We start from the raw sequence: 19,562 nt of genomic DNA on the forward strand, positions 1-19,562 counted from the left end.
CCAGAATAGCGAGGGGTAAAAGTGAATTATAATAAGCCGTGGACACTCGATGAAATCACCGCAATTTATGAACAACCGTTCAATGACTTGCTTTATAAGGCACATTGTTTGCACAAAGAAAATCACTCAGAGAATACTGTACAGCTTGCCAAGTTATTAAGTATTAAAACCGGTGCCTGTCCAGAAGATTGCGGCTATTGCTCGCAAAGTGGTCATTATAAAACCCATATAGAAAAAGAAAAATTAATGGCCGTTGATGAAGTCTTACTTAAGGCCCAGGAAGCCAAAGAGAATGGTGCCAAACGATTTTGTATGGGGGCCGCATGGCGCTGTCCTCCAGATAAGGCAATGTCCCAATTGAAAGAAATGATTGCCGGAGTTAAAGCGCTGGGTCTAGAGACATGCATGACCTTAGGTATGCTAACTACAGAGCAGGCTCATGCCTTGAAAGAGGCAGGCTTGGATTATTACAATCACAATATTGACACCTCACCTTCCTATTACGACAAAGTGGCGACAACTCGCAAGTTCAGTGATCGTCTGGAAACAATTGAGCGAGTGCGAAATGCGGGTATTCATGTGTGTTGTGGAGGAATTTTAGGATTAGGGGAGACTCGTCAAGACAGAATAGAATTTCTTTTGACTTTAGCGAATATGAAAACGCCACCTGAAAGTGTTCCCATCAATCGTTTAATTCCTGTTGAAGGCACACCATTGGCAAAAACTCCACCCGTTGAAGGTATAGAATTAGTTCGAACCATTGCCACAGCACGTCTTTTAATGCCAAAAAGTGTGATTCGTTTAACTGCCGGCAGAACCGATATGAGTGATGAGCTTCAGGCACTTTGTTACTTTGCAGGTGCAAATTCCATTTTCATTGGTAATAAATTATTAACAGAAGACAATCCTAAGCAAGACAAGGATCAACTGCTTTTTGAAAAATTAGGATTAAAAGCATTTGCAGAAGCATGATAGAAGACACTCTCATTCACTACTCGCAAGAACTACGTGCCGCTGGCCTCTACCGCAAGCGACAGTTGGTGTGTAGTCCAAAACCGTCGCTAAATTTCAGTTCAAATGATTATTTATCATTGACTATGAGTAAGCGTCTTAAGAAGTCATTCCAACAAGGTTTCGAGAAATATCCCAGTGGTAGTGGGGGGTCGATGGTGGTATGTGGTTATCATCCGATGCATCAAACGCTTGAGGAAGCATTTTCTCATGCTTTAAATACAGACGATGCCTTACTCTTTTCTTCAGGCTATGCTGCCAATTTAGGTATTATTTCTTTATTAACCCATCTTGATGCGCATCTTTATATTGATAAAGGACTTCATGCTTCCTTCTATGATGGAATTCAACTCAATAAAATAAGTTATACCCGCTTTCTACATAATAATCTTCAGGATTTGCAGGCTAAATTAACGAGGGGAATGGATAATGCTGTCATTATAAGCGAAGGAATTTTTAGCATGAGTGGCCAACTAGCTCCATTAACTGAGATGGCGAGTTTAGGTAAAAAAAATCATGCAAAGATAATAGTCGATGAAGCTCACTCCTTTGGTATCTTAGGCCCCCAAGGTCTTGGAGCAGTAGCACAGCATCAATTGACACCACAAGAAGTTCCTTTAAGAGTGATTCCCTTCGGAAAATCATTGGGCGCACAGGGAGCAATTGTCGTAGGAGAGGGCCAATGGATTGATGCTTTATTACAATCAGCGAGATCCTATATTTACTCTACTGCTGTTAGTCCCGCTTTGACCTATGGTGTATTAGAAACCCTTATGTTTATTCTTGAAGCCGACTCCAGACGTAAAAAGCTTTTCCAATTAATTGACTATTTCCGTAAGGCTATAAAATCATCTCCTTTAACATGGCAACACTCACAGACACCAATCCAGCAATTGCAACTGGGCTGTCCCCGTAAAGCATTGTATTACACTGAGCAATTAAAACAGCGTGGTATTTTTTGTCAATCTATACGAGAACCCACTGTTAGCAGAAAACATACCGGACTTCGGGTTATTTTAAATTATCACCACGAACCTGAAGATATCGATGCCCTATTTTTAAATTTAAAACGAATTTATGAATCTGAATATTAAAATACAAGGGGAAGGGCCCTCTCTGGTTTTTTTTCATGGCTGGGGTTTTGATCACACGATATGGTGTGATTTAGCCACTGCTTTCGAAAAAAAATATACCTTGTATTTAGTGGATTTACCTGGATTTGGTCTTAGCTCTCTCATGAATTGGTCACAATTTAAATCAGAATTACTTCAACACTTACCAGAGCAATTTGCTTTAATTGGTTGGTCTATGGGGGGATTATATGCTTCTCGATTAGCCAATGAGCTCTCTGAGCAAGTCACCCACTTGATTAATATTGCTTCTTCTCCGCGATTTATTAAAGAAAAGAATTGGCCTGGTGTTGATGAAAATGTTTTCAACAATTTCTTTAAAAATTTAACAGAAAATCCACAGCAAACCATCTCCGAGTTTGTGAATTTACAGTTAAAAAATCAAACTTATAATTATTCTCCTCAATTCTTACCCAGTATAGAAAGTTTAAAGGCTGGATTAACCATTCTTGCAGACTGGGATTTGCGAGAATCCTTGTTTCATTTTAAGAAACCAACCACATATTTATTTGGACGCCTTGATGCTATTACACCAAGTACAACAATGGGCGCAATGCAAAAGCTGTATCCTCTTTTTAATTATGTGATGTTCCCAAAAGCAGCACATATGCCTTTTCTTTCGCATCAAAGGGAGTTTATTAATACTTTGGAGACTATCTTTAAATGAGCGCTTTCTTTATTACGGGCACCGATACCAATTGTGGAAAGACTTATGTTACTTGCCAAATTCTTGATTATTTAAAGCAACTTGGAAAAAAAGGGATGGCTATTAAACCGCTTGCAAGTGGCTGTATCGAAAAAAATGGACAACTAATTAATGAAGATGTCCTTCGTTTGCAACAATATAACACTCATCTCAATTATCCAGTTAATAACTGGCAATTTCGGCTTCCCATTTCACCTCATTTGGCTGCCCAGGCAGAAAATGCCGAATTATCAGCGCGGGAAATTGCGACCTTTTGCCAACAAGATTATTATAAAACTCTGGACTTTCTTTTTATTGAAGGTGCCGGTGGTTTGCTAGTTCCTTTAAATGATGAGGAAACCTGGCTAGATTTCCTGAAAATAACTGAAATTCCAGTTATTTTAGTGGTAGGGATGAAGTTAGGCTGTATAAACCATGCACTATTAACAACTTCTATTCTACAGGCCCACAAGATTCCTTTCAGTGGCTGGATTGCTAACTGTTTGGATAAAAACATGTTAGCACTGTCAGAAAATATAGCCACTTTATCTGATAAAATTTCGGTCCCGTTGCTTGCGACCATACCTTTTCAAGGAAAATTGATACCGCATTTTTTCACGCAATGTTTTGAATCATCCTTAGATATGGCTTCAATGACGTAGATTTGTGAGAAGTTGGTCGAACTGCTTTGTGGGCAAATAAATATCAGACTCCTCATTTGAGCAACTTACATTAAGAAATAGTTAAAATAAAATTATTCAGCGATTTGCCTGCAATAAATAAGCCTAAGCAGGGTCAAATGCATTGTTCATAGGCATCTTGTTAGCTATAATTCAATACTATTTCTAAAGAAGCTAAAAAAGCACGAACGATCAATTTTGGAGATTAATTGATGCCAATTTACGAATACGAATGCAGAAATTGCCATCATCATTTTGATTTGATGCAAAAAATCAGCGATGCCCCAGTAAAACAGTGCCCTAAATGTTTTGAAGACGCTGCTGTACGCCTGGTTTCAGCCACAGGTTTTCAATTAAAAGGAACAGGCTGGTACGCAACTGATTTTAAAAATAAAGAAAAAAAAGTGGCAACTACGGCAGCATCAGATACTTCGGCAACTGAAAAAAAACCAGCAGAAACCACAACTAAAACTGAAACTAAAACTGAAACTAAAACTGAGAAGAAGGGTGATAAAGATTGAAATCTAAAGTTTTCCGCCGCTATATCTTGGCTGGCCTAGTGGTTTGGTTGCCTATTGTTGTTACATTTATTGTCTTGCGATTTATTATTGAATTACTTGATAAAACGATGGCACTGCTGCCAACTGCCTATCGTCCAGACACATTATTAGGTATTCATATACCAGGTTTAGGAGTTATCCTGTCGCTGGTTATTATTTTCGTTACAGGTATTATTGCCACCAATTACTTTGGTCAGCTTCTTGTTAGTTTTGGGGAAAAGCTATTAGCCCGAATTCCTCTGGTTCGCTCCATTTATAATGCTGCCAAGCAGGTTATTCATGCCTTATTTGCTACTAATAGTCAGGCATTTCGCAAGGTATTACTCATAGAATATCCACGAAAGGGTGCATGGAGTATTGCGTTTTTAACAGGTAGCACTGATGGCTCAGTCATTTCAGCTCACACTGAAGAAGAAATGATCTCTCTTTTTGTACCTACGACACCTAATCCTACCTCAGGATTTTTGATAATGGTTCCGAAAAAAGAAGCCATTGAAATAGCCATGACAGTAGATGAGGCATTAAAATTTATTATCTCTTTAGGAGTAATGCAGTCTACAACAGCTGCAACCTCCGACTTAAAAAATTTAATTGTATAACAGGCGGCTCACATGAGATCACATTACTGCACGAGTATTCAGGAATCAATGATTGGACAATCGGTTAGTATTTGCGGTTGGGTACATAATCGTCGCGATCATGGCGGGGTAATATTTTTGGATGTTCGTGATCGTTCCGGCTTGGTGCAAGTGGTTTATGAGCCTGAGTTCGCAGAGATATTCACTATTGCTGAAAAATTACGCCATGAGTTTGTCGTACGAGTTAAAGGGACTATTCGCTCTCGCCCGCAGGGAATGATGAATGAAAAAATGGCTACAGGACGGGTTGAAATTTTGGGTACAGAGCTAGAGATATTAAATCAATCCAAAACGCCGCCATTTTTGCCTGATGATCATCAAACCGTCAATGAAGATTTACGTTATCGCTATCGCTATTTGGATTTACGCCGTAGTGACATGCAATATAATCTGACGCTTCGTCATAATTTGATACGTTCTATACGTGAGTATCTTAATGGACAAGGTTTTCTGGATATCGAAACCCCCATGCTCACCAAGGCAACACCGGAAGGTGCTAGAGATTATTTGGTACCGTCTCGGGTTCATCCTGGTCAATTTTATGCGTTGCCACAATCACCGCAATTGTTTAAACAATTGTTGATGATGTCTGGTTTTGATAAATATTATCAAATTGTCCGTTGCTTTAGAGATGAGGACTTACGCGCCGATAGACAACCTGAATTTACTCAACTCGATATTGAAATGAGTTTTATTAATGAAAATCATATTCAAGATCTTATTGAGGGGATGCTGAAAAAAGTTTTCAAAGAAACACTGCAAGTTGAATTACCTGAGAAACTCCCAAAAATGACTTATGCAGAGGCAATGCGACGTTTTGGTAGTGATAAGCCGGATCTACGCATTCCTTTAGAATTAGTTGATATTGCTGATTTAGTTAAAGAATGTAATTTTAATGTCTTTGCAACAGCTGCAGCTAATCCTGAAGGACGAGTTGTTGCACTAAAATTACCCAAAGGTTGTGAATTAAGTCGCAAAGCATTCGATGATTATGGTACTTTTGTGGGAATTTATGGTGCCAAGGGGCTAGCCTACATCAAGATAAATGATCTTGAACAGGGTATGCAGGGCTTACAATCTCCCATTCTTAAATTTTTATCAGAAGACTGCGTAAAAGCCATTATTGAACGAGTAGAAGGACAAACTGGTGATGCTATCTTTTTCGGCGCAGGGCATGCTCAGTTAGTTAATGAATCAATGGGAGCCTTACGCGTTAAATTAGGGCATGATAATAATCTGGTAGAACAGGGCTGGCGTTTACTATGGGTCGTTAATTGGCCAATGTTTGAGATTGATATGAACACCAAGCAGCTACAATCCATGCATCATCCATTTACTTCTCCTCAAGAATTATCGGTAGAGGCATTAAAACAACATCCAACGCAAACACTTGCAAGAGCTTATGATATTGTTATTAATGGTTTTGAAATTGGTGGTGGTTCTATTCGTATCCATCAACCTCAGTTGCAACAAGCAGTATTTGATTTATTGGGAATAGGGGAGCAAGAGGCTCAAGAGAAATTTGGATTTTTATTAGATGCGCTGGAGTATGGTTGCCCTCCTCATGGAGGTATTGCCTTGGGTATTGACCGTTTGGCGATGCTGTTAACCTATTCCAGTTCAATTCGTGATGTTATTGCGTTTCCCAAGACACAGTCTGCTTCTTGTCTTTTGACAAATGCCCCTGCTGTGGTTGGTAGCACGCAACTTAATGAGTTAGGAATTCGTCTTGCACCATCAGCAACAAAATAAACCTGATAAAACCAGCACACTGATAAAAAGCTGCTGGTTTTATTGCTATTTTTTATTGAGCCTGTTTATTGTCTGGCTACTATCCGTGCACGCAGGCTTTGCCAAGACAGAAGATAGCTCAAGCAAGTTAATAGAATATCTCGTCCAGGAAAAAAATAAATTCACTTTGGCTATTAATGAGATAAAACTCATTTCGCCACCAGTCGATCAGGCAAGCTATCAGAAACAACTGCAGGAAAATAATGCAATGATGGCGCTTAATCAGGCTAAAATTACCAGTCTTGAAAGCTTCCTGACAAATCAAAAGCAGTTACAGCAAGATTTAACGCAGCGATTAAAACACTTGCAGCAAACATCTTTATCACAGGATGATTCGCAAGAACGAATTAGCAAAATTAATACGCTCACCGATGTCAATAAAAAAACGATTGATCTAATTAATGAAAATTTATCATTGGCTAATCGTTATCAACAGGCCCTGGTTTTGCATAAGCAACAATTAGATTTATGGTATTCAAAAGCGCTCATGCAAGAGCAATTAGCAAAATTTCATGAACAAAAGGAAAAATTTAATCAATCTTTAGCTCGTTTATATGAACATACCATTAAGCTGCAACAGGAAATAAAATCAGATAATGATTTTCCCTCTGTATATCGAGCAGAAGCCAAATTATTACTCAATAATCAGGTCATTAATTTAACCCAATATAAAATAGCCGAACTTGATCTGCAAAAAAAACTGGTGAAGGCTGATTATTTGTTACTTAAAGATCCTAACATAAGAACACTGCAAAGAATCACAGATACTTATAAAGAGGCCATTACTCAGTTATCTGAAATAGAACAAAGTTTAAAAAAAATGGTTTCAATGTTAACGGATGAACGTAGTCACTTAACTGATGAAAATTTAAAAAAACAATTTTCCGCGTTGATACGTATCGTTGATGCGAGAATTGAAGGCATTGTTATTCAACAGCAAACGCTGCAAGAGGATTTAGAAAATCATCTGGAAGAGTTAAAAAAACAACTATCGGTAAGGCAGAGTTTGTCGGAATATCGGCTAGATAGTTGGCCGCTTATTTTTGAGCAGTTGATTCATATTCCAGCGCAAATTTACAATTATTTGAAATCATTAGTGTTCAAAGTGAAGGATAATTATTTGTGGCAGGATTTTTTCCCATCTGCAATGCTTTGGATTATTTTGGGCTTTCTCATTCTTGCTGCCTACGGCTTGCACAAATTGTTAAAGCGGTTAACTCGAGATAAGGAACGATCGCGCCTTTCGGGGCATCTATATGATGGAGCACTTATCTTATTAAGCCGTAATATTCCTCATTTGACCATTGTGGCCTCGGTATTAATTTTACTTTACGGTAATCATATCCTTTTCTCAAACTATCAATTATTGCTCAACTTGATTTTTGTCTGGCTTATTTTTCGCCTGTTAATTTTAATTGCACGACTTGTACTGCTGGAGAGAGTTAGTGATTCGTCAGGAACCGACGTTCGACTTTACTATCGCATTAAATGGCTTTTGCTTGCAGGGGGATGGGCAACAGCCTTGATGGTTATTAGTCACTTGTTGCCTCTATCTGCACTGATGCAGGATATATTTAACCGTCTGTTCATGCTATTTTTGCTTGCTGTCTCTATTGTAGGCTGGAAAAATAGAGAAACTATCAGTCACCTGCTGCATCCCCTATTGAAAACTAAAAAGCGTTATTTTCGTAATGCCGTGATGCTGTTGGTAATATTAATTCCTTTAACTTTATTTACTACGGCGATAATTGGTCAAATGGGATATATTAATCTCGCATGGTCGATGAGTCGCTACGAAGTACAAATTTTGCTTGTCCTTACGGGTTATGTTGTAATCCGCGGCTTATTAATTGATGCACTTGATCTTTTTTCTGAATGGATGATTTCATCCATGCGCAATGGTTGGTTATGGATTGAAGTTTTTCTAAAACCACTCGATAAAGTATTGCGGGTCTTGCTAATTGGCGCTAGTTTGTATCTATTAAGCCAATTATTTGGTGTGCATTCAGATTCCCTTATTATTGCCAATTTAATGAAATTCGGCGAATACCCCTTGATTAATTTATCAGGAGTTTATATTACTCCCTTTAGTATTATTGCATTTCTTATCTTACTGTCAGTTTTTGCCTGGGCTGCTAAATGGACACGAGAGTTTAGTTATCGCTGGCTCTATCGCAATGCACGTGACGCAGGTATTAGGAATAGTTTATCAGTATTCACACAATATGCTGTTATTTTGATTGGTGGTTTTATCACTTTACGAGTTCTGGGGCTGGATTTTAGTGGCATGTCAATGGTAATCGGGGGACTGGCTGTTGGTATGGGTTTTGGTTTACGGGATTTTGCATCCAATGTGGTCGGTGGTTTAATGTTACTCATTGAGCGACCCGTTCGCGAAGGGGATTTAATTACCCTCGGTAATTTTGAAGGTCGCGTTGCTCATATTGGTATTCGCTCAATGCGAGTTTGCTCATGGGATAATACGGAAGTTCTAATACCTAATGCGGAAACTTTCAACAAGCCATTTACAAACTGGACGCATCAAGACAGTATTGTGCGAACTGTTATTCCAATTAAAGTAAGTCGTGCCGATGATCCTGTGATGATTCAGCAATTAATTTTGGATGTTCTTGCAGTGATTCCAGAAATTGTTAATGACCCGCCATCCCAAGTATTTCTAAAACAAATTGATGATGCCTTGATTGAATTTGAGATACGTTATTTTATTAATGTTCAGTTGTATACGCGTTTTGAAATTCGCTCAAAAGTTTTATTTGCAATTACAGCACAATTTAAAGCCGCTGGGATTAAACCACCGATTCCTCCAATTAGTGTGGAATTAAAAGAAGGGGAATATGCACCAACAACTATTTCCAAAAGAGCAATTGAAGAGTGAGACTGAGCTTCTGGAGCGTTGTCGTAATATTGAAGGTTTAAGTTTTTTACAATTAGCTTCTATGCTTCAAATTTCCATTCCTGCTGAGAAAACAAAGCGTAAAGGCTGGACGGGCCTGGCTATTGAATTAGCGTTAGGAACTACCGCAGGCACAAAAGCCATTCCTGATTTTTCTTATCTTGGTATTGAGCTTAAAACTTTACCCCTTAACCCTACAGGCAAACCGGCCGAATCCACGTTTGTAACCAGCATTCCTCTATTAACCATTCATCAACAACAGTGGCTCTCTTCGCAATGCTACTCCAAGTTAAGACGCATTTTATGGATACCTGTTGAAGGCGATAGAAATATTCCTTTCGAGCATCGACGAATAGGACACGGCTTTTTATGGTCTCCCAGTAAAGAAGATGAATTGATTCTCGCCGGCGACTGGCATGAGTTAACATTCATGATAGGATGCGGAAAGTTGGAAAAAATTGATGCCACCATAGGACAGTATCTGCAAGTTAGACCTAAAGCAGCAAACGCTAAATCACTTTGCTATGGATTTGATGAAGAGGGCAGTAAAATTTTAACGCTTCCTCGCGGATTTTATCTACGCAGTAGTTTTACAGCACAAATTTTACAAATGATACTCTAGGTTAACTCATCACACCCCTTCATCATGATTTGCTCACCCCGTACTGAGGGCTGACACCATTATTTAAACATTACTACAAAGGAGAAGTTTTAAAAGGAGTAGGGGATTTAATGGAAGATTCAACTTGTTCTTGTTTTTTGTCAGAGCTCTCCTCCATTATTTGTCTCTCTTTTAAAGGTACTGCGTCTGGTCTTGGAGAAGAGTGAACCGCTTTTGGCATTACTTTTATCATTGTGCTGTAAGAGGGGGATATTCCATTTTCATCTGATTTAAAGGCTACAACTGGATGCAGTCGGTTATACATGCCATAGAGTGAGGAAAGGCGTTTATCGTTTAAGGCAGCAAGATGAGATTTTAAATTAATTGGGTCACCTTTTAGTTTATTAAGGAGTGCCTGGGCAGCAGAAATCTTCTCTGTTTTTGAAAAACCTGTATGCAAAAGATCCTTGTACTCAGGCTCCGTGTTGCGGTGGGCAATATAGCATTCCAGAGCTTTTTTGAGAAAATTATTCTGGGTTTCAATATCACATTGAGCGATTTTCTGAAGTAAAGCAGAATCTGGTTTAATGTCATTAATCGATAATGTTGTTTTCTCTAGAAGGATTGGTATTAATTGCAAATGATTATTCTTACACGCAACTCCTAAAGGCGTTAAATTTTCTTTAGTACGTATGTCGCAATCTGCATAAGACAATAATTTTTCAACCATTGCTTTGTTACCGGTGGCGCAAGCGAAATGAAAAGGAGTGTTACCTTGTAAAGTTTTTGCATTACAATTTTTGTCTCCCTCTTCGTATCGGTCTAAAAGCTCTTGAACTAATTCGAGATGTCCACTTTTCACTGCAACATGTAAGACAGTTATATTATCTATATTTTTTTCCTTCGGGTCTGCTCCATGCTTTAAAAGTAACTTAGCTAATTCGAGATTACCATAATGACAGGCCGTGCGAAGCGGGGTATATCCCTTGATATCTTTTGCATTAATATCAACACCTGAATCAATAAACTGTTTTGCTAAATCAACTGCTTCTGCCCCTGCATGCTTAGCTGCTGCTACCGCATGAAGGACATTTCCTTTACGATAAGTGGCATGAAGGTTAAATGTTGGGTGCTTTCGAATTTTTTCTACAAGAGAGTAGTTTTTAGATTTAAGCGCAGCAAAAATAGCATTTGATTTGCTCAAATCAATAGACGGAAGTTTTAATAAAAAGTCTGCCACATCATTGCTACAACGAAAGCATGCTATTTCAAGTGCTCGCGATATTTTAGGAGCATAAATTTTTGTAAAGTCAATTCGTCTTAATGTGTCAACATCGTTGTTCTCCGCTGCACACTCCAAGACAGTAAAACCTATACTATCCTGGGAAGGTATTAATGGATGTGTTGCTTTTAAATGATTAAGATTCAGAGGGTTAGCTTTACTGGTAAAAACAGAGACAGACATTACAAGCGGCCTTTCGCCAATCCAATTGCGCCATGACTTGTTAAAAGTTTTATTTAATTTCTTTGCAAGTTGTTGGCTATTGTAATGTGTATTTAATTCATCGAGACTGTCCGTTTCAATTAATTGAAATTGATCTTTCCCTAAAACCCGAATAGCTACAGAGTGGTTATTGCATGATAAATTAATTGCTGAATCTGGATAATCTTTTAGTTCTTGGCCGATGCCTTTTAAAAACTCCGCTAGCTCTTTCTGATTATATTGATCATTTGTTCTTAAGGCGCAATGCAATCCCCCAAGATTTTCCAATTCCTTTGATTGTATATAAGCGGATATTTCGATTTCATGATCTTGAAAATAACTTCTACCACCAAACATCTCAGCTCCAATCTCTGGATTGAGATAAAGTGCTATACCTTCAAAAAATGCAGGAATCTCGAGTATTTGGTGATTATCAGGAATCTCTTGCTCGGTTTTTGATAACTTCTGTAATACAGCAATATCGCTTTTAAGTTTTTCGGGTTTATCCTTGTATTGCTCAAGAATTTCAAGTCTTTTATAAAATCTTTCTATCTGACCACAGCAAGCAGCTTGTATTAGCATAGCTGAAAAGCCTTTGCACAACCCCTCGTTTGTTATTGATGCGTATCCCAATTCTTGGGCAATGCGTGTTAACTGCAAATGTTTCATAAAGGTGTGATACATGTAAACTTGCTAAAATTATAGTCAAAGCGTCTATATATTGTTCTTGATTGAAAAGACTAAGGGTAGGGGTGATTTGACCGATGGGTCAATCAATGTTTCTACAATGCTTTAACCAATTAGTCAATTATCAATTTCCGTAGTTACAGTTCAAAATAGTCTATAGTAAAATTTAACGACTTCATTATTTGTCAGACTTGAATTAATGAGCAATAAAGGACTATTTCCACCATTGATGCAAAACTATGCGCAACAAGAAAGATTAGTTGGGTTTGAGATTGAGTACGTTGGGCTTTCCATCCAAGATTCCACAAAGCTTTTGCAAAAACTCTATTCAGGCACTATTCAAGTCCATAATCATCAACAATGGTCATTGGTTAACTCAGCGTTAGGTACCTTTAATATTGAGATGGATGCACAAATTTTAAAGAATTTGGCAAAAAAATCCGCTGAAAACGTTAAACAGAAAAAAGTTGATATTGAGGGCTATCTGGAAAAAACAATTTCTTATGTGCTGCAGAATGTTGTCCCTATTGAGATTATTACTCCACCTGTTTTAATTTCACAAATAGCATTGTTAAATCAAATTATTCCTGAACTAAGAAAAAATAAAGCCAAAGATACTCATTCTTCGCTATTAGCTGCTTTTGGCGTTCATATTAATCCAGATGTGCCAAAACTCAATTCCACTACGATTTTATCTTATCTACAAGCTTATATTTTATTAAATGACTGGTTACGTGACGTAATAAAAGTTGATCTTACCAGAGAAATTTCACCTTATATTGATGAATATCCAGAAAATTATGCACTAAAAATTTTACAACCCTCTTATAAACCATCCTTATCCAATTTAATTGATGATTATCTACTCTATAATTATACCCGAAATCGTTCCCTGGATTTATTACCACTTTTTGCCTATATGGACGACATGAAAGTGAGAAATCACGTGGATTTTACTTTAATTAAACCACGTCCGACTTTTCATTATCGCTTACCTAATACTAATCTACACTCAACATCTTGGGATCTTATCGTTGAATGGAGGCGATGGCTTGTTGTTGAAAAATTAGCTGCTAATGAAAGACTGAGGATGCAGTTAAGTGAAGATTATTTAAAACAAAAAAAAGAAGTGTTTATGCCGACTACAAAATGGTTAAATCATATCACTCCCTATGTAAAAGAACTATGAAAACTCGACCAGTTATTGCAATTACTTATTCAAATAATCAATCAAAAATTGTGATTGGCGCTATAAAATTGGCCATTTGGCTGTCAGGAGGAACATGTTTGTGCGTTAATACCAGGCAAAATCAGGATAATTTTAACTATGATGGTCTACTCCTTTGTGGTGGTGTGGATATAACTCCAGATCTCTACGGGAGTAGTAAAAAAGCTAATTATCTCTACGATTTTGAACGCGACAAACTTGAACTTAAACACTTATTTTATGCTGAGCGACACAATTTACCAGTTCTTGGAATTTGCCGTGGTTGCCAATTAATGAATGTCTACAGAAAAGGAACGCTTTATACTGATATTGAGAAAGTTTTTGAAGAGGCCCAATATCCTTCTCATTTATTAGGTTATCTCTTTTTCCGCAAACAAATTCAGATTAATCCCCGCAGCTTGCTATTTAAAATCACCCGAAAAATTTCATTAAAAGTAAATAGTATTCATAAACAATCCATTTTTAATCTTGGCCATAATCTTAAAATTGGGGCAATAGAAAAGAATAATATTATTCAAAGCATAGAAGATCCAAGCAAAAAATTTTTCTTAGGCGTTCAATTTCATCCTGAATTTTTAATTTATAAAATATCTTTTTTAAATTTGTTTAAAGAGTTTGTAAATTCCACGAGAAGAGGGGAAAAAGAAATTGATATAGGCCATCATTAATCTTCTGAACAAATCTAAACTAGTTAATACATAGCCTACACTGGACTTACTTAACATTTAGGCAGTTGGCGCTGGGCTCTTGATCAATTACTTAGGCAAGAGCCCATCTTCCAAAACTACACTTTCACCTCACATTAATTTTTAAGATAAAATGATCTATTGCATAGCCAATTTATTTCTTTCATCAAAAGTTTCTTCTCTTGTTTCTCTTCTTTTGGAAGCGGGACTTCTGCCAAAAATAGAGTCATAATTATCTGGATTAACTGAAAGTTTATCTTCAATGTCTGATTCTTTACTGTATTTTTTTACTAATTCACGCACATAATCCCTATCTTCATCAAGATATAAATCAGGATCAATTTCATCGCGATTAAATTCAAGGCGATAACGATTGTCAACCTGTTTGTTACGATTGACGTACATATATATACCGGAAATAAGCAAAGTAACGCAGGCAACTGCGGCAAATGCAGCAGGAATTGCTAGCGCTATTATAGGGGCAGCAAAAAGAACTGGGGGTAAAAACATACTCACGGCACTTAATACAATTAAACCAATTAGTCCACCAAGACCAATCAAAGGCACTTTGGTGAAACCAAACATATTTCTATCCGAATTGGCATACCACGCCGCACGCTCTGCCTTTGTTGGACACATATATTGAAGCCCAGTAGTTTGATATTCATTGGACCCGATCCAAATAAATTCTTCACCTTGTTCTATATATTCACGTGCTTTTTTGCGGGCATAAAATTCTGCCCCCACAGCGATCAATGGCATTGCAATCATCATAATGGGTAATATAAAAGTCGCTATCGGTACAAAAAAAGCAGTAATTGTTGCCGCGACTGTAAAAAGAATAGTAGCAATTATAACAGGACCAAATGTAGCCGCTACGCCCCAGGCGATGCCTTGTGCAACTTTATCATTTGTTCTTAATAAGCTCGTCTGTTGGGGTTGATGTCCTAATAAAAAATAAGGTAAGTTAGCATGGGTTGCAAAAATATCATTTACTACACCATACAGAATTCCGCTTAAATAAACAGAAGCACCCACAAACAATCCTGTGGCAATTGCCGTAAGCCAAAAAGGTGCAGTAAAAAACGCGGTGGCCATAAAAAAAAGAATAATAAGTGCAGATGCAGCGACACCCACAAAACCATTACGTAATAATTTATGTAAAATGTCATCTGGGGGTAATTCTTGTCCCTTTATTTGGGGGTTGCGATACAGAATTCGATAAAGGCCACGCTCCTTTAGATAATTGATAGTTGTTCTGTCTTTATCCCTTGCTTCTAAGTCAATAATCAATTGATTAACTATTGTAATGGCTTCTTTTAAATTTTCCCTATTGCTTAGATTTAATTGAGACGTTGCAATTAAATTATAAATCTCATTCTGTTTTGCAAGTTTATTTTTTGCATCCTCAAGAATAAAGTTTAAAATGTTTATTTGTTCTTTTTCCGTAAGCCTTCCCTTACCATATTGTTTTATTGATGCTCTCAACTCAGTTTCTGACATTGCCATAGTAGCCCCTCATAAAAAGAAGGCATTATACTAACTTTGAACATAAAGATCAATATTTAAGCACCTGGCTTGCAATGGCTCATGATGAGAGATAAACTATTTCAAGTTTGTTAATTACAAAATCATTCTATTTGTTTAGTGTGAACGTATATTTAGGGGCAAAGGGACGAATACACCCCTTTATTTAAAGCATATCCATTAATTTTAATGCAATTTGATTTTTAGAGAAGCAGCCAAATTTATCGCGCAAATTCTCAAAATGTCGTTCGATGGTTCGTCTTGAAACATCCAATAATTTTGCAGTTTCTTCCGAAGTTTTTCCTTTGATGTACCAAAATAATACCTCTCTTTCGCGAGGAGTGATTTGTATTTTAGACTCGGCTGAATAGAACATAGTGGGTAACGTATGATCCATGATGCCATTTTGTTTAAAGGAAGAATTCCACAGATGAATAAACTCGGCATATTTGTTATCTTGAAGACTATTTGCATCAAATTTATCACGAATAAAGGTAATTTTGTCTTCAAAATAACTGCTAAATTTTTTAAATATTTCAAGATTATTTAAGTAAACATGATTTATATCACGTTTTCCGAGTGGAGCATCAAATGAATATAATTTAATTCTATTGTAGTCAGCAATTTCCAATATTCGAAAGGAATGTCCATATTCAAAATGGTTAAGTAGTTGAAACACAGGCGCACTGTATTGTTTATACTCCTCTTGATAGATATCAATTAAGTAAAAACCATTTTTGGGATAGGTTTTTAATATGCTAATAGGAGCAGTTTCAACCAGTTGTTGATGAATGCATCGTTCAAAATATTTACTATCAGTTCCTAACCAAATAAAATTACCTGTGTCGTTCATTTCCACATAACTGAAATGATTAATACCTGTTACTTTAAACAAATCTTTGCACAAATGGGTAACAAAATCAGTGTAATTAATTAATTCAGTTGCATTTATTAGCTCGGTAGACATATTTGTAATATTTAAAGACATAAATAAACGGCTTCCATTAAACTGTACAATAATTTAACACATTGTTGATGATTGATCAAGGTTTTATTTTATTTTAAAGTAGCTGAAAATTGAATCTTGCGTTCAATAGAAAAACCGCTAAAGTAGAAGTAATATTTTTTCTTTCACTATCAAGGAGTTCACCGTGAATAAAATAGGACTTTTTCTTTTTTCTATAGCAGGAATTACAAATATATATGCTGCTGCCCCAACTCAACTGTCAGGTTCAGCAGAACAGCAAATTCAACAATTGAATTCACAGTTACAAAATCAGCTAAAACAGTTGCAGACACAACAGCAACAACAGATTGATAAATTGAATTCGCAATTACAGGCTCAAATGAAACAAATGCAAACACAGTTACAGCAACAGATTCAAACTGTAAATGCACAAACTCAAAATCAAATCAAACAAGTACAGACTGAGCTGCAGAAACAAATTCAGCAAGTGCAGCAGCAAGCAATGCAATCAAAAAATTAACGGGTAAACCGGCAAGGAATTACTCTCATTTGCCATCTCTGTGAATATGATTTGCTGATGCTTGCACTGTTGGCATAACGGTCATTTCTGCTATATCCACATGTGGAGGTCGAGTAATGCAGTAATAAACTGCATCAGCAATATCCTCTGCCAACAAGGGAGTAAAGTCTTCGTAGAATGCCTGGGCTTTTTTTCTATTGCCCCAACGAACTTCACTAAACTCCGTTTCCACGGCACCAGGTGCAATTTCAGTAATGCGAATAGGGCTCCCTAATAAATCCAGACGCATTGATTTGGTAATTGCCCGCACAGCATGTTTGGTTGCACAGTAGACATTTCCTCCCGGATAACATTCTTGCCCAGCAATGGAGCCAACATTGACAATATGACCTCGACCGCGCTCCATCATACCGGGTAAAATACAACGACTTATATAAAGTAATCCTTTTACATTGGTATCAATCATTCTGTCCCAATTTTCAAGGGAGCCTTCTTGTATAGAATCGCTAGATAATGCAAGTCCGGCATTGTTAATTAATACATCAATCTCTTGCCAGGCAGAAGGTAGGGGAAGTAAAACTTGCTCCACATTTTCCTTGAAACGCACATCCAGTGACACAGGCAAACAGTCTACATTGTTGAAGCGATTTAATTCTGAAGCAAGTTGCTCTATACGCTCTGTTCTACGCGCACAAAGAATAAGTTTTGCCCCCTTACTGGCAAAAAGACGTGCGCAAGCTTCACCTATACCACTTGAGGCGCCGGTAACTAAAATAATTTTATTTTTTATACTCTGCATCAGGGATATCCTTAATGCTGGTTAATAAAGAGGGTTTATATTAATTGTTTTTTCTGTTGAATACAGTATCTGGCTAGTAAACGCATTTAATTTTGCGTACAAAAACTTTCTTCCCAACTATATAAATGATTGACGAGCTATGGGTAAAGCAATTGCAGGTTGGTAGGCACCAACCTGCTCTCTTATATATTAATATTTTTTTTGGTCGCTGAATGGACGCTCTTGCTGGCCTTTGCTAGGTTGTTGGCCTTGTTTTTGACCAGATTGTCCCGGGGCTTGTTTTTTCTCATCTTGATTACGCCATTTTTGTTCGCCCTGGTTTTGTGGATTCATTTTTTTATCTTCTTCCCTGTTCATGATAATCTCCTTGTTTGTTACGGGGTATTATTAAGTATAGTCTAAGATTATCCTAGAAATTGAATTATGGCTTTAAAAGCCATTGCTGTGTCGTAGGAAAAATCATTTTATTACATACTAACTACTTGGTTATATATTCGATTGATTTCATGCAATGATTGTCACACCCCAATTTATTTCCTCTTCCCAAATTGAGATGGCTTTAATTTTTTATGGGTTATCATAAATCCAGGAATCATGGGTAACCAATAGGTTAAACCTCTGAAAAGAATAGTAGCAGCCAAGGCTGATTCGAGAGGTAACCCCAAGGCATATAGCATGCCTGTCATGCTGCCTTCAAATACACCAAGTCCGCCGGGAATCAAAGCGATTGATCCAACAGCCTGGGCAATCACTTGGACTGCAAAAATTAGTACAAAATCTAAATGAGTATTAAGTGCCAATAAAACCATCCATAAGGTTAAAGCATCAAAAAGGAAAATAGCGCCCTGTAAACAGATAGCGGGGATACTAACTATTGGCTGTAACAACATTTTAGGGTGAAGTTTTTTAATTGCTGACACGAATGATTTTAAGAGTTCAAATTTTTCCAAAAAACCAGGTAAGGCTTTATTGCGAATATGCGTCCATAAATAAATAGCAGCGATAAAGATAAAGATCATGGTAGAAGTAAAAATAATAGTCAAAATAATAAGCGCTTTACCCAGGCTTTGATGAAGCCAAAGAATAATAATTGCCAGGATAAACGCTAAAAAGTAAGCAATTTGTCGACTAAAAACATTTAAAGTGACCGCAAAAGCGACTGATTTTTTAGAAATATTATGTTGAAGCAAATACTGCGTCACCAGGGTTGTTCCACTTAAACCACTGGAAGGAATAGTTTGATTGACAAACAATTGAGATAAACTTAATAAAATCAGATTTAAGAAGGAAATTTTTTGATGCAAGCGCCATAAAGCTATCCACCAAACGCCTGCAAGGGCTCCATAGGTTCCTCCTTGAAAGAGTAAGGCCAATATAAACCAAAAAGGATTAATCCGTTGTACTAGCTGAATAAAATTACTTAGCTCTGTAAATTGAAAATAAATAAGAATAATAGTGATTAAAAGTAGAAAACCAATAATCCATTTGTTAATTTTTAGCTTCACAAATAAAAGTAGTTCCTTGCATTAATTTTCCTAAGTATTTTATTCCATAATTCTAGTGAAAACCATCTTAATAATAGGCTCATTATATTGTTATTGATTAACAATAAACATATTTTCAAGACTTTCCATGGGTAATTACACCCATCCAAA

18 protein-coding genes are annotated in these 19,562 nt (G+C 37.0%); 12 read left to right on the forward strand and 6 right to left on the reverse strand.

The annotated features are described in order from the left end of the window. Positions 1 to 21: 21 nt before the first annotated feature. The 9 genes from bioB (at position 22) to mutH (ending at position 10,031) form a co-directional block, all read left to right on the forward strand. On the forward strand, positions 22 to 972 hold the full coding sequence (gene bioB / locus clem_RS06685; RefSeq protein WP_094090922.1) for a biotin synthase BioB: 951 nt from the start codon (positions 22 to 24) through the stop codon (positions 970 to 972). After that, entirely contained in the window at positions 969 to 2,105 is a 1,137-nt protein-coding gene (locus tag clem_RS06690) for an aminotransferase class I/II-fold pyridoxal phosphate-dependent enzyme (RefSeq protein WP_094090923.1), read from the forward strand. The genes bioB and clem_RS06690 overlap by 4 nt, the downstream gene beginning before the upstream one ends. Next, a complete protein-coding gene (locus clem_RS06695) occupies positions 2,089 to 2,808 on the forward strand; it encodes an alpha/beta fold hydrolase (RefSeq protein WP_094090924.1) in 720 nt (239 codons plus the stop codon). Before clem_RS06690 ends, clem_RS06695 begins: the two co-directional genes overlap by 17 nt. Further along, positions 2,805 to 3,488 carry a dethiobiotin synthase gene (gene bioD, locus clem_RS06700; RefSeq protein ID WP_094090925.1) on the forward strand — a complete coding sequence of 228 codons (684 nt, stop codon included), beginning with the start codon at positions 2,805 to 2,807 and terminating at the stop codon, positions 3,486 to 3,488. The genes clem_RS06695 and bioD overlap by 4 nt, the downstream gene beginning before the upstream one ends. Positions 3,489 to 3,718: 230 nt before the next feature. Then, a complete protein-coding gene (locus tag clem_RS06705; RefSeq protein ID WP_094090926.1) occupies positions 3,719 to 4,027 on the forward strand; it encodes an FmdB family zinc ribbon protein in 309 nt (102 codons plus the stop codon). After that, positions 4,024 to 4,665, forward strand: coding sequence for a DUF502 domain-containing protein (locus tag clem_RS06710; protein WP_094090927.1), 642 nt, complete (start codon positions 4,024 to 4,026; stop codon positions 4,663 to 4,665). Before clem_RS06705 ends, clem_RS06710 begins: the two co-directional genes overlap by 4 nt. A gap of 12 nt (positions 4,666 to 4,677) precedes the next feature. After that, positions 4,678 to 6,456: an aspartate--tRNA ligase gene (aspS, locus tag clem_RS06715; protein ID WP_094090928.1), complete on the forward strand. Its 1,779-nt coding sequence runs from the start codon at positions 4,678 to 4,680 to the stop codon at positions 6,454 to 6,456. Next, positions 6,434 to 9,391: a mechanosensitive ion channel domain-containing protein gene (locus tag clem_RS06720; protein WP_094090929.1), complete on the forward strand. Its 2,958-nt coding sequence runs from the start codon at positions 6,434 to 6,436 to the stop codon at positions 9,389 to 9,391. Before aspS ends, clem_RS06720 begins: the two co-directional genes overlap by 23 nt. Further along, entirely contained in the window at positions 9,351 to 10,031 is a 681-nt protein-coding gene (gene mutH, locus clem_RS06725; RefSeq protein WP_094090930.1) for a DNA mismatch repair endonuclease MutH, read from the forward strand. Before clem_RS06720 ends, mutH begins: the two co-directional genes overlap by 41 nt. A 73-nt stretch (positions 10,032 to 10,104) precedes the next feature. Here mutH and clem_RS06730 read toward each other — a convergent pair whose 3' ends face one another. Beyond that, positions 10,105 to 12,177 (reverse strand): ankyrin repeat domain-containing protein, encoded by a 2,073-nt coding sequence (locus clem_RS06730; RefSeq protein ID WP_094090931.1) that lies wholly within the window; start codon positions 12,175 to 12,177, stop codon positions 10,105 to 10,107. 232 nt (positions 12,178 to 12,409) lie between these two features. Between clem_RS06730 and clem_RS06735 the strand changes: the two genes are divergently transcribed. Both clem_RS06735 and clem_RS06740 read left to right on the forward strand, forming a co-directional pair. Continuing rightward, complete coding sequence (locus clem_RS06735) at positions 12,410 to 13,369, forward strand: amidoligase family protein (RefSeq protein WP_157698190.1); 960 nt, start codon at positions 12,410 to 12,412, stop codon at positions 13,367 to 13,369. After that, the gene (locus tag clem_RS06740) at positions 13,366 to 14,076 is read left to right on the forward strand and encodes a gamma-glutamyl-gamma-aminobutyrate hydrolase family protein (protein ID WP_157698191.1); all 711 of its coding nucleotides are present in this window, start codon (positions 13,366 to 13,368) and stop codon (positions 14,074 to 14,076) included. Before clem_RS06735 ends, clem_RS06740 begins: the two co-directional genes overlap by 4 nt. A gap of 156 nt (positions 14,077 to 14,232) precedes the next feature. Here clem_RS06740 and clem_RS06745 read toward each other — a convergent pair whose 3' ends face one another. Then, positions 14,233 to 15,603, reverse strand: a complete 1,371-nt coding sequence (locus clem_RS06745; RefSeq protein ID WP_232505583.1) for a hypothetical protein — start codon at positions 15,601 to 15,603, stop codon at positions 14,233 to 14,235. A gap of 184 nt (positions 15,604 to 15,787) precedes the next feature. Further along, positions 15,788 to 16,588, reverse strand: coding sequence for a helix-turn-helix transcriptional regulator (locus tag clem_RS06750; protein ID WP_232505584.1), 801 nt, complete (start codon positions 16,586 to 16,588; stop codon positions 15,788 to 15,790). Between the two features lie 184 nt (positions 16,589 to 16,772). Between clem_RS06750 and clem_RS06755 the strand changes: the two genes are divergently transcribed. Further along, positions 16,773 to 17,108, forward strand: a complete 336-nt coding sequence (locus clem_RS06755; RefSeq protein WP_408606883.1) for a hypothetical protein — start codon at positions 16,773 to 16,775, stop codon at positions 17,106 to 17,108. Between the two features lie 25 nt (positions 17,109 to 17,133). On the opposite strand, the gene clem_RS06760 is transcribed toward clem_RS06755, so the two are convergent. The 3 genes from clem_RS06760 to clem_RS06765 all read right to left on the reverse strand — a co-directional run bounded on the left by clem_RS06760 (position 17,134) and on the right by clem_RS06765 (position 19,412). Then, entirely contained in the window at positions 17,134 to 17,907 is a 774-nt protein-coding gene (locus tag clem_RS06760) for an SDR family oxidoreductase (RefSeq protein ID WP_094090935.1), read from the reverse strand. A gap of 189 nt (positions 17,908 to 18,096) precedes the next feature. Continuing rightward, on the reverse strand, positions 18,097 to 18,264 hold the full coding sequence (locus clem_RS14790) for a hypothetical protein (protein ID WP_157698192.1): 168 nt from the start codon (positions 18,262 to 18,264) through the stop codon (positions 18,097 to 18,099). Positions 18,265 to 18,437: 173 nt separating this feature from the next. Continuing rightward, positions 18,438 to 19,412 (reverse strand): lysylphosphatidylglycerol synthase transmembrane domain-containing protein, encoded by a 975-nt coding sequence (locus clem_RS06765; protein ID WP_094090936.1) that lies wholly within the window; start codon positions 19,410 to 19,412, stop codon positions 18,438 to 18,440. Between the last annotated feature and the right edge of the window lie 150 nt (positions 19,413 to 19,562).

The organism is Legionella clemsonensis (assembly GCF_002240035.1).
In the GTDB taxonomy this organism is placed as follows: domain Bacteria; phylum Pseudomonadota; class Gammaproteobacteria; order Legionellales; family Legionellaceae; genus Tatlockia; species Tatlockia clemsonensis.

Coding starts and splice junctions, on each gene's coding strand:
- clem_RS06695 (WP_094090924.1), top strand. CDS start 2,089: ATGAATCTGAATATTAAAATACAAGGGGAAGGGCCCTCTCTGGTTTTT.
- mutH (WP_094090930.1), top strand. CDS start 9,351: ATGCACCAACAACTATTTCCAAAAGAGCAATTGAAGAGTGAGACTGAG.
- clem_RS06705 (WP_094090926.1), top strand. CDS start 3,719: ATGCCAATTTACGAATACGAATGCAGAAATTGCCATCATCATTTTGAT.
- clem_RS06760 (WP_094090935.1), bottom strand. CDS start 17,907: ATGCAGAGTATAAAAAATAAAATTATTTTAGTTACCGGCGCCTCAAGT.
- clem_RS06730 (WP_094090931.1), bottom strand. CDS start 12,177: ATGTATCACACCTTTATGAAACATTTGCAGTTAACACGCATTGCCCAA.
- clem_RS06750 (WP_232505584.1), bottom strand. CDS start 16,588: ATGTCTACCGAGCTAATAAATGCAACTGAATTAATTAATTACACTGAT.
- bioD (WP_094090925.1), top strand. CDS start 2,805: ATGAGCGCTTTCTTTATTACGGGCACCGATACCAATTGTGGAAAGACT.
- clem_RS06740 (WP_157698191.1), top strand. CDS start 13,366: ATGAAAACTCGACCAGTTATTGCAATTACTTATTCAAATAATCAATCA.
- clem_RS06735 (WP_157698190.1), top strand. CDS start 12,410: ATGCAAAACTATGCGCAACAAGAAAGATTAGTTGGGTTTGAGATTGAG.
- clem_RS06745 (WP_232505583.1), bottom strand. CDS start 15,603: ATGGCAATGTCAGAAACTGAGTTGAGAGCATCAATAAAACAATATGGT.
- clem_RS06690 (WP_094090923.1), top strand. CDS start 969: ATGATAGAAGACACTCTCATTCACTACTCGCAAGAACTACGTGCCGCT.
- aspS (WP_094090928.1), top strand. CDS start 4,678: ATGAGATCACATTACTGCACGAGTATTCAGGAATCAATGATTGGACAA.
- clem_RS14790 (WP_157698192.1), bottom strand. CDS start 18,264: ATGAACAGGGAAGAAGATAAAAAAATGAATCCACAAAACCAGGGCGAA.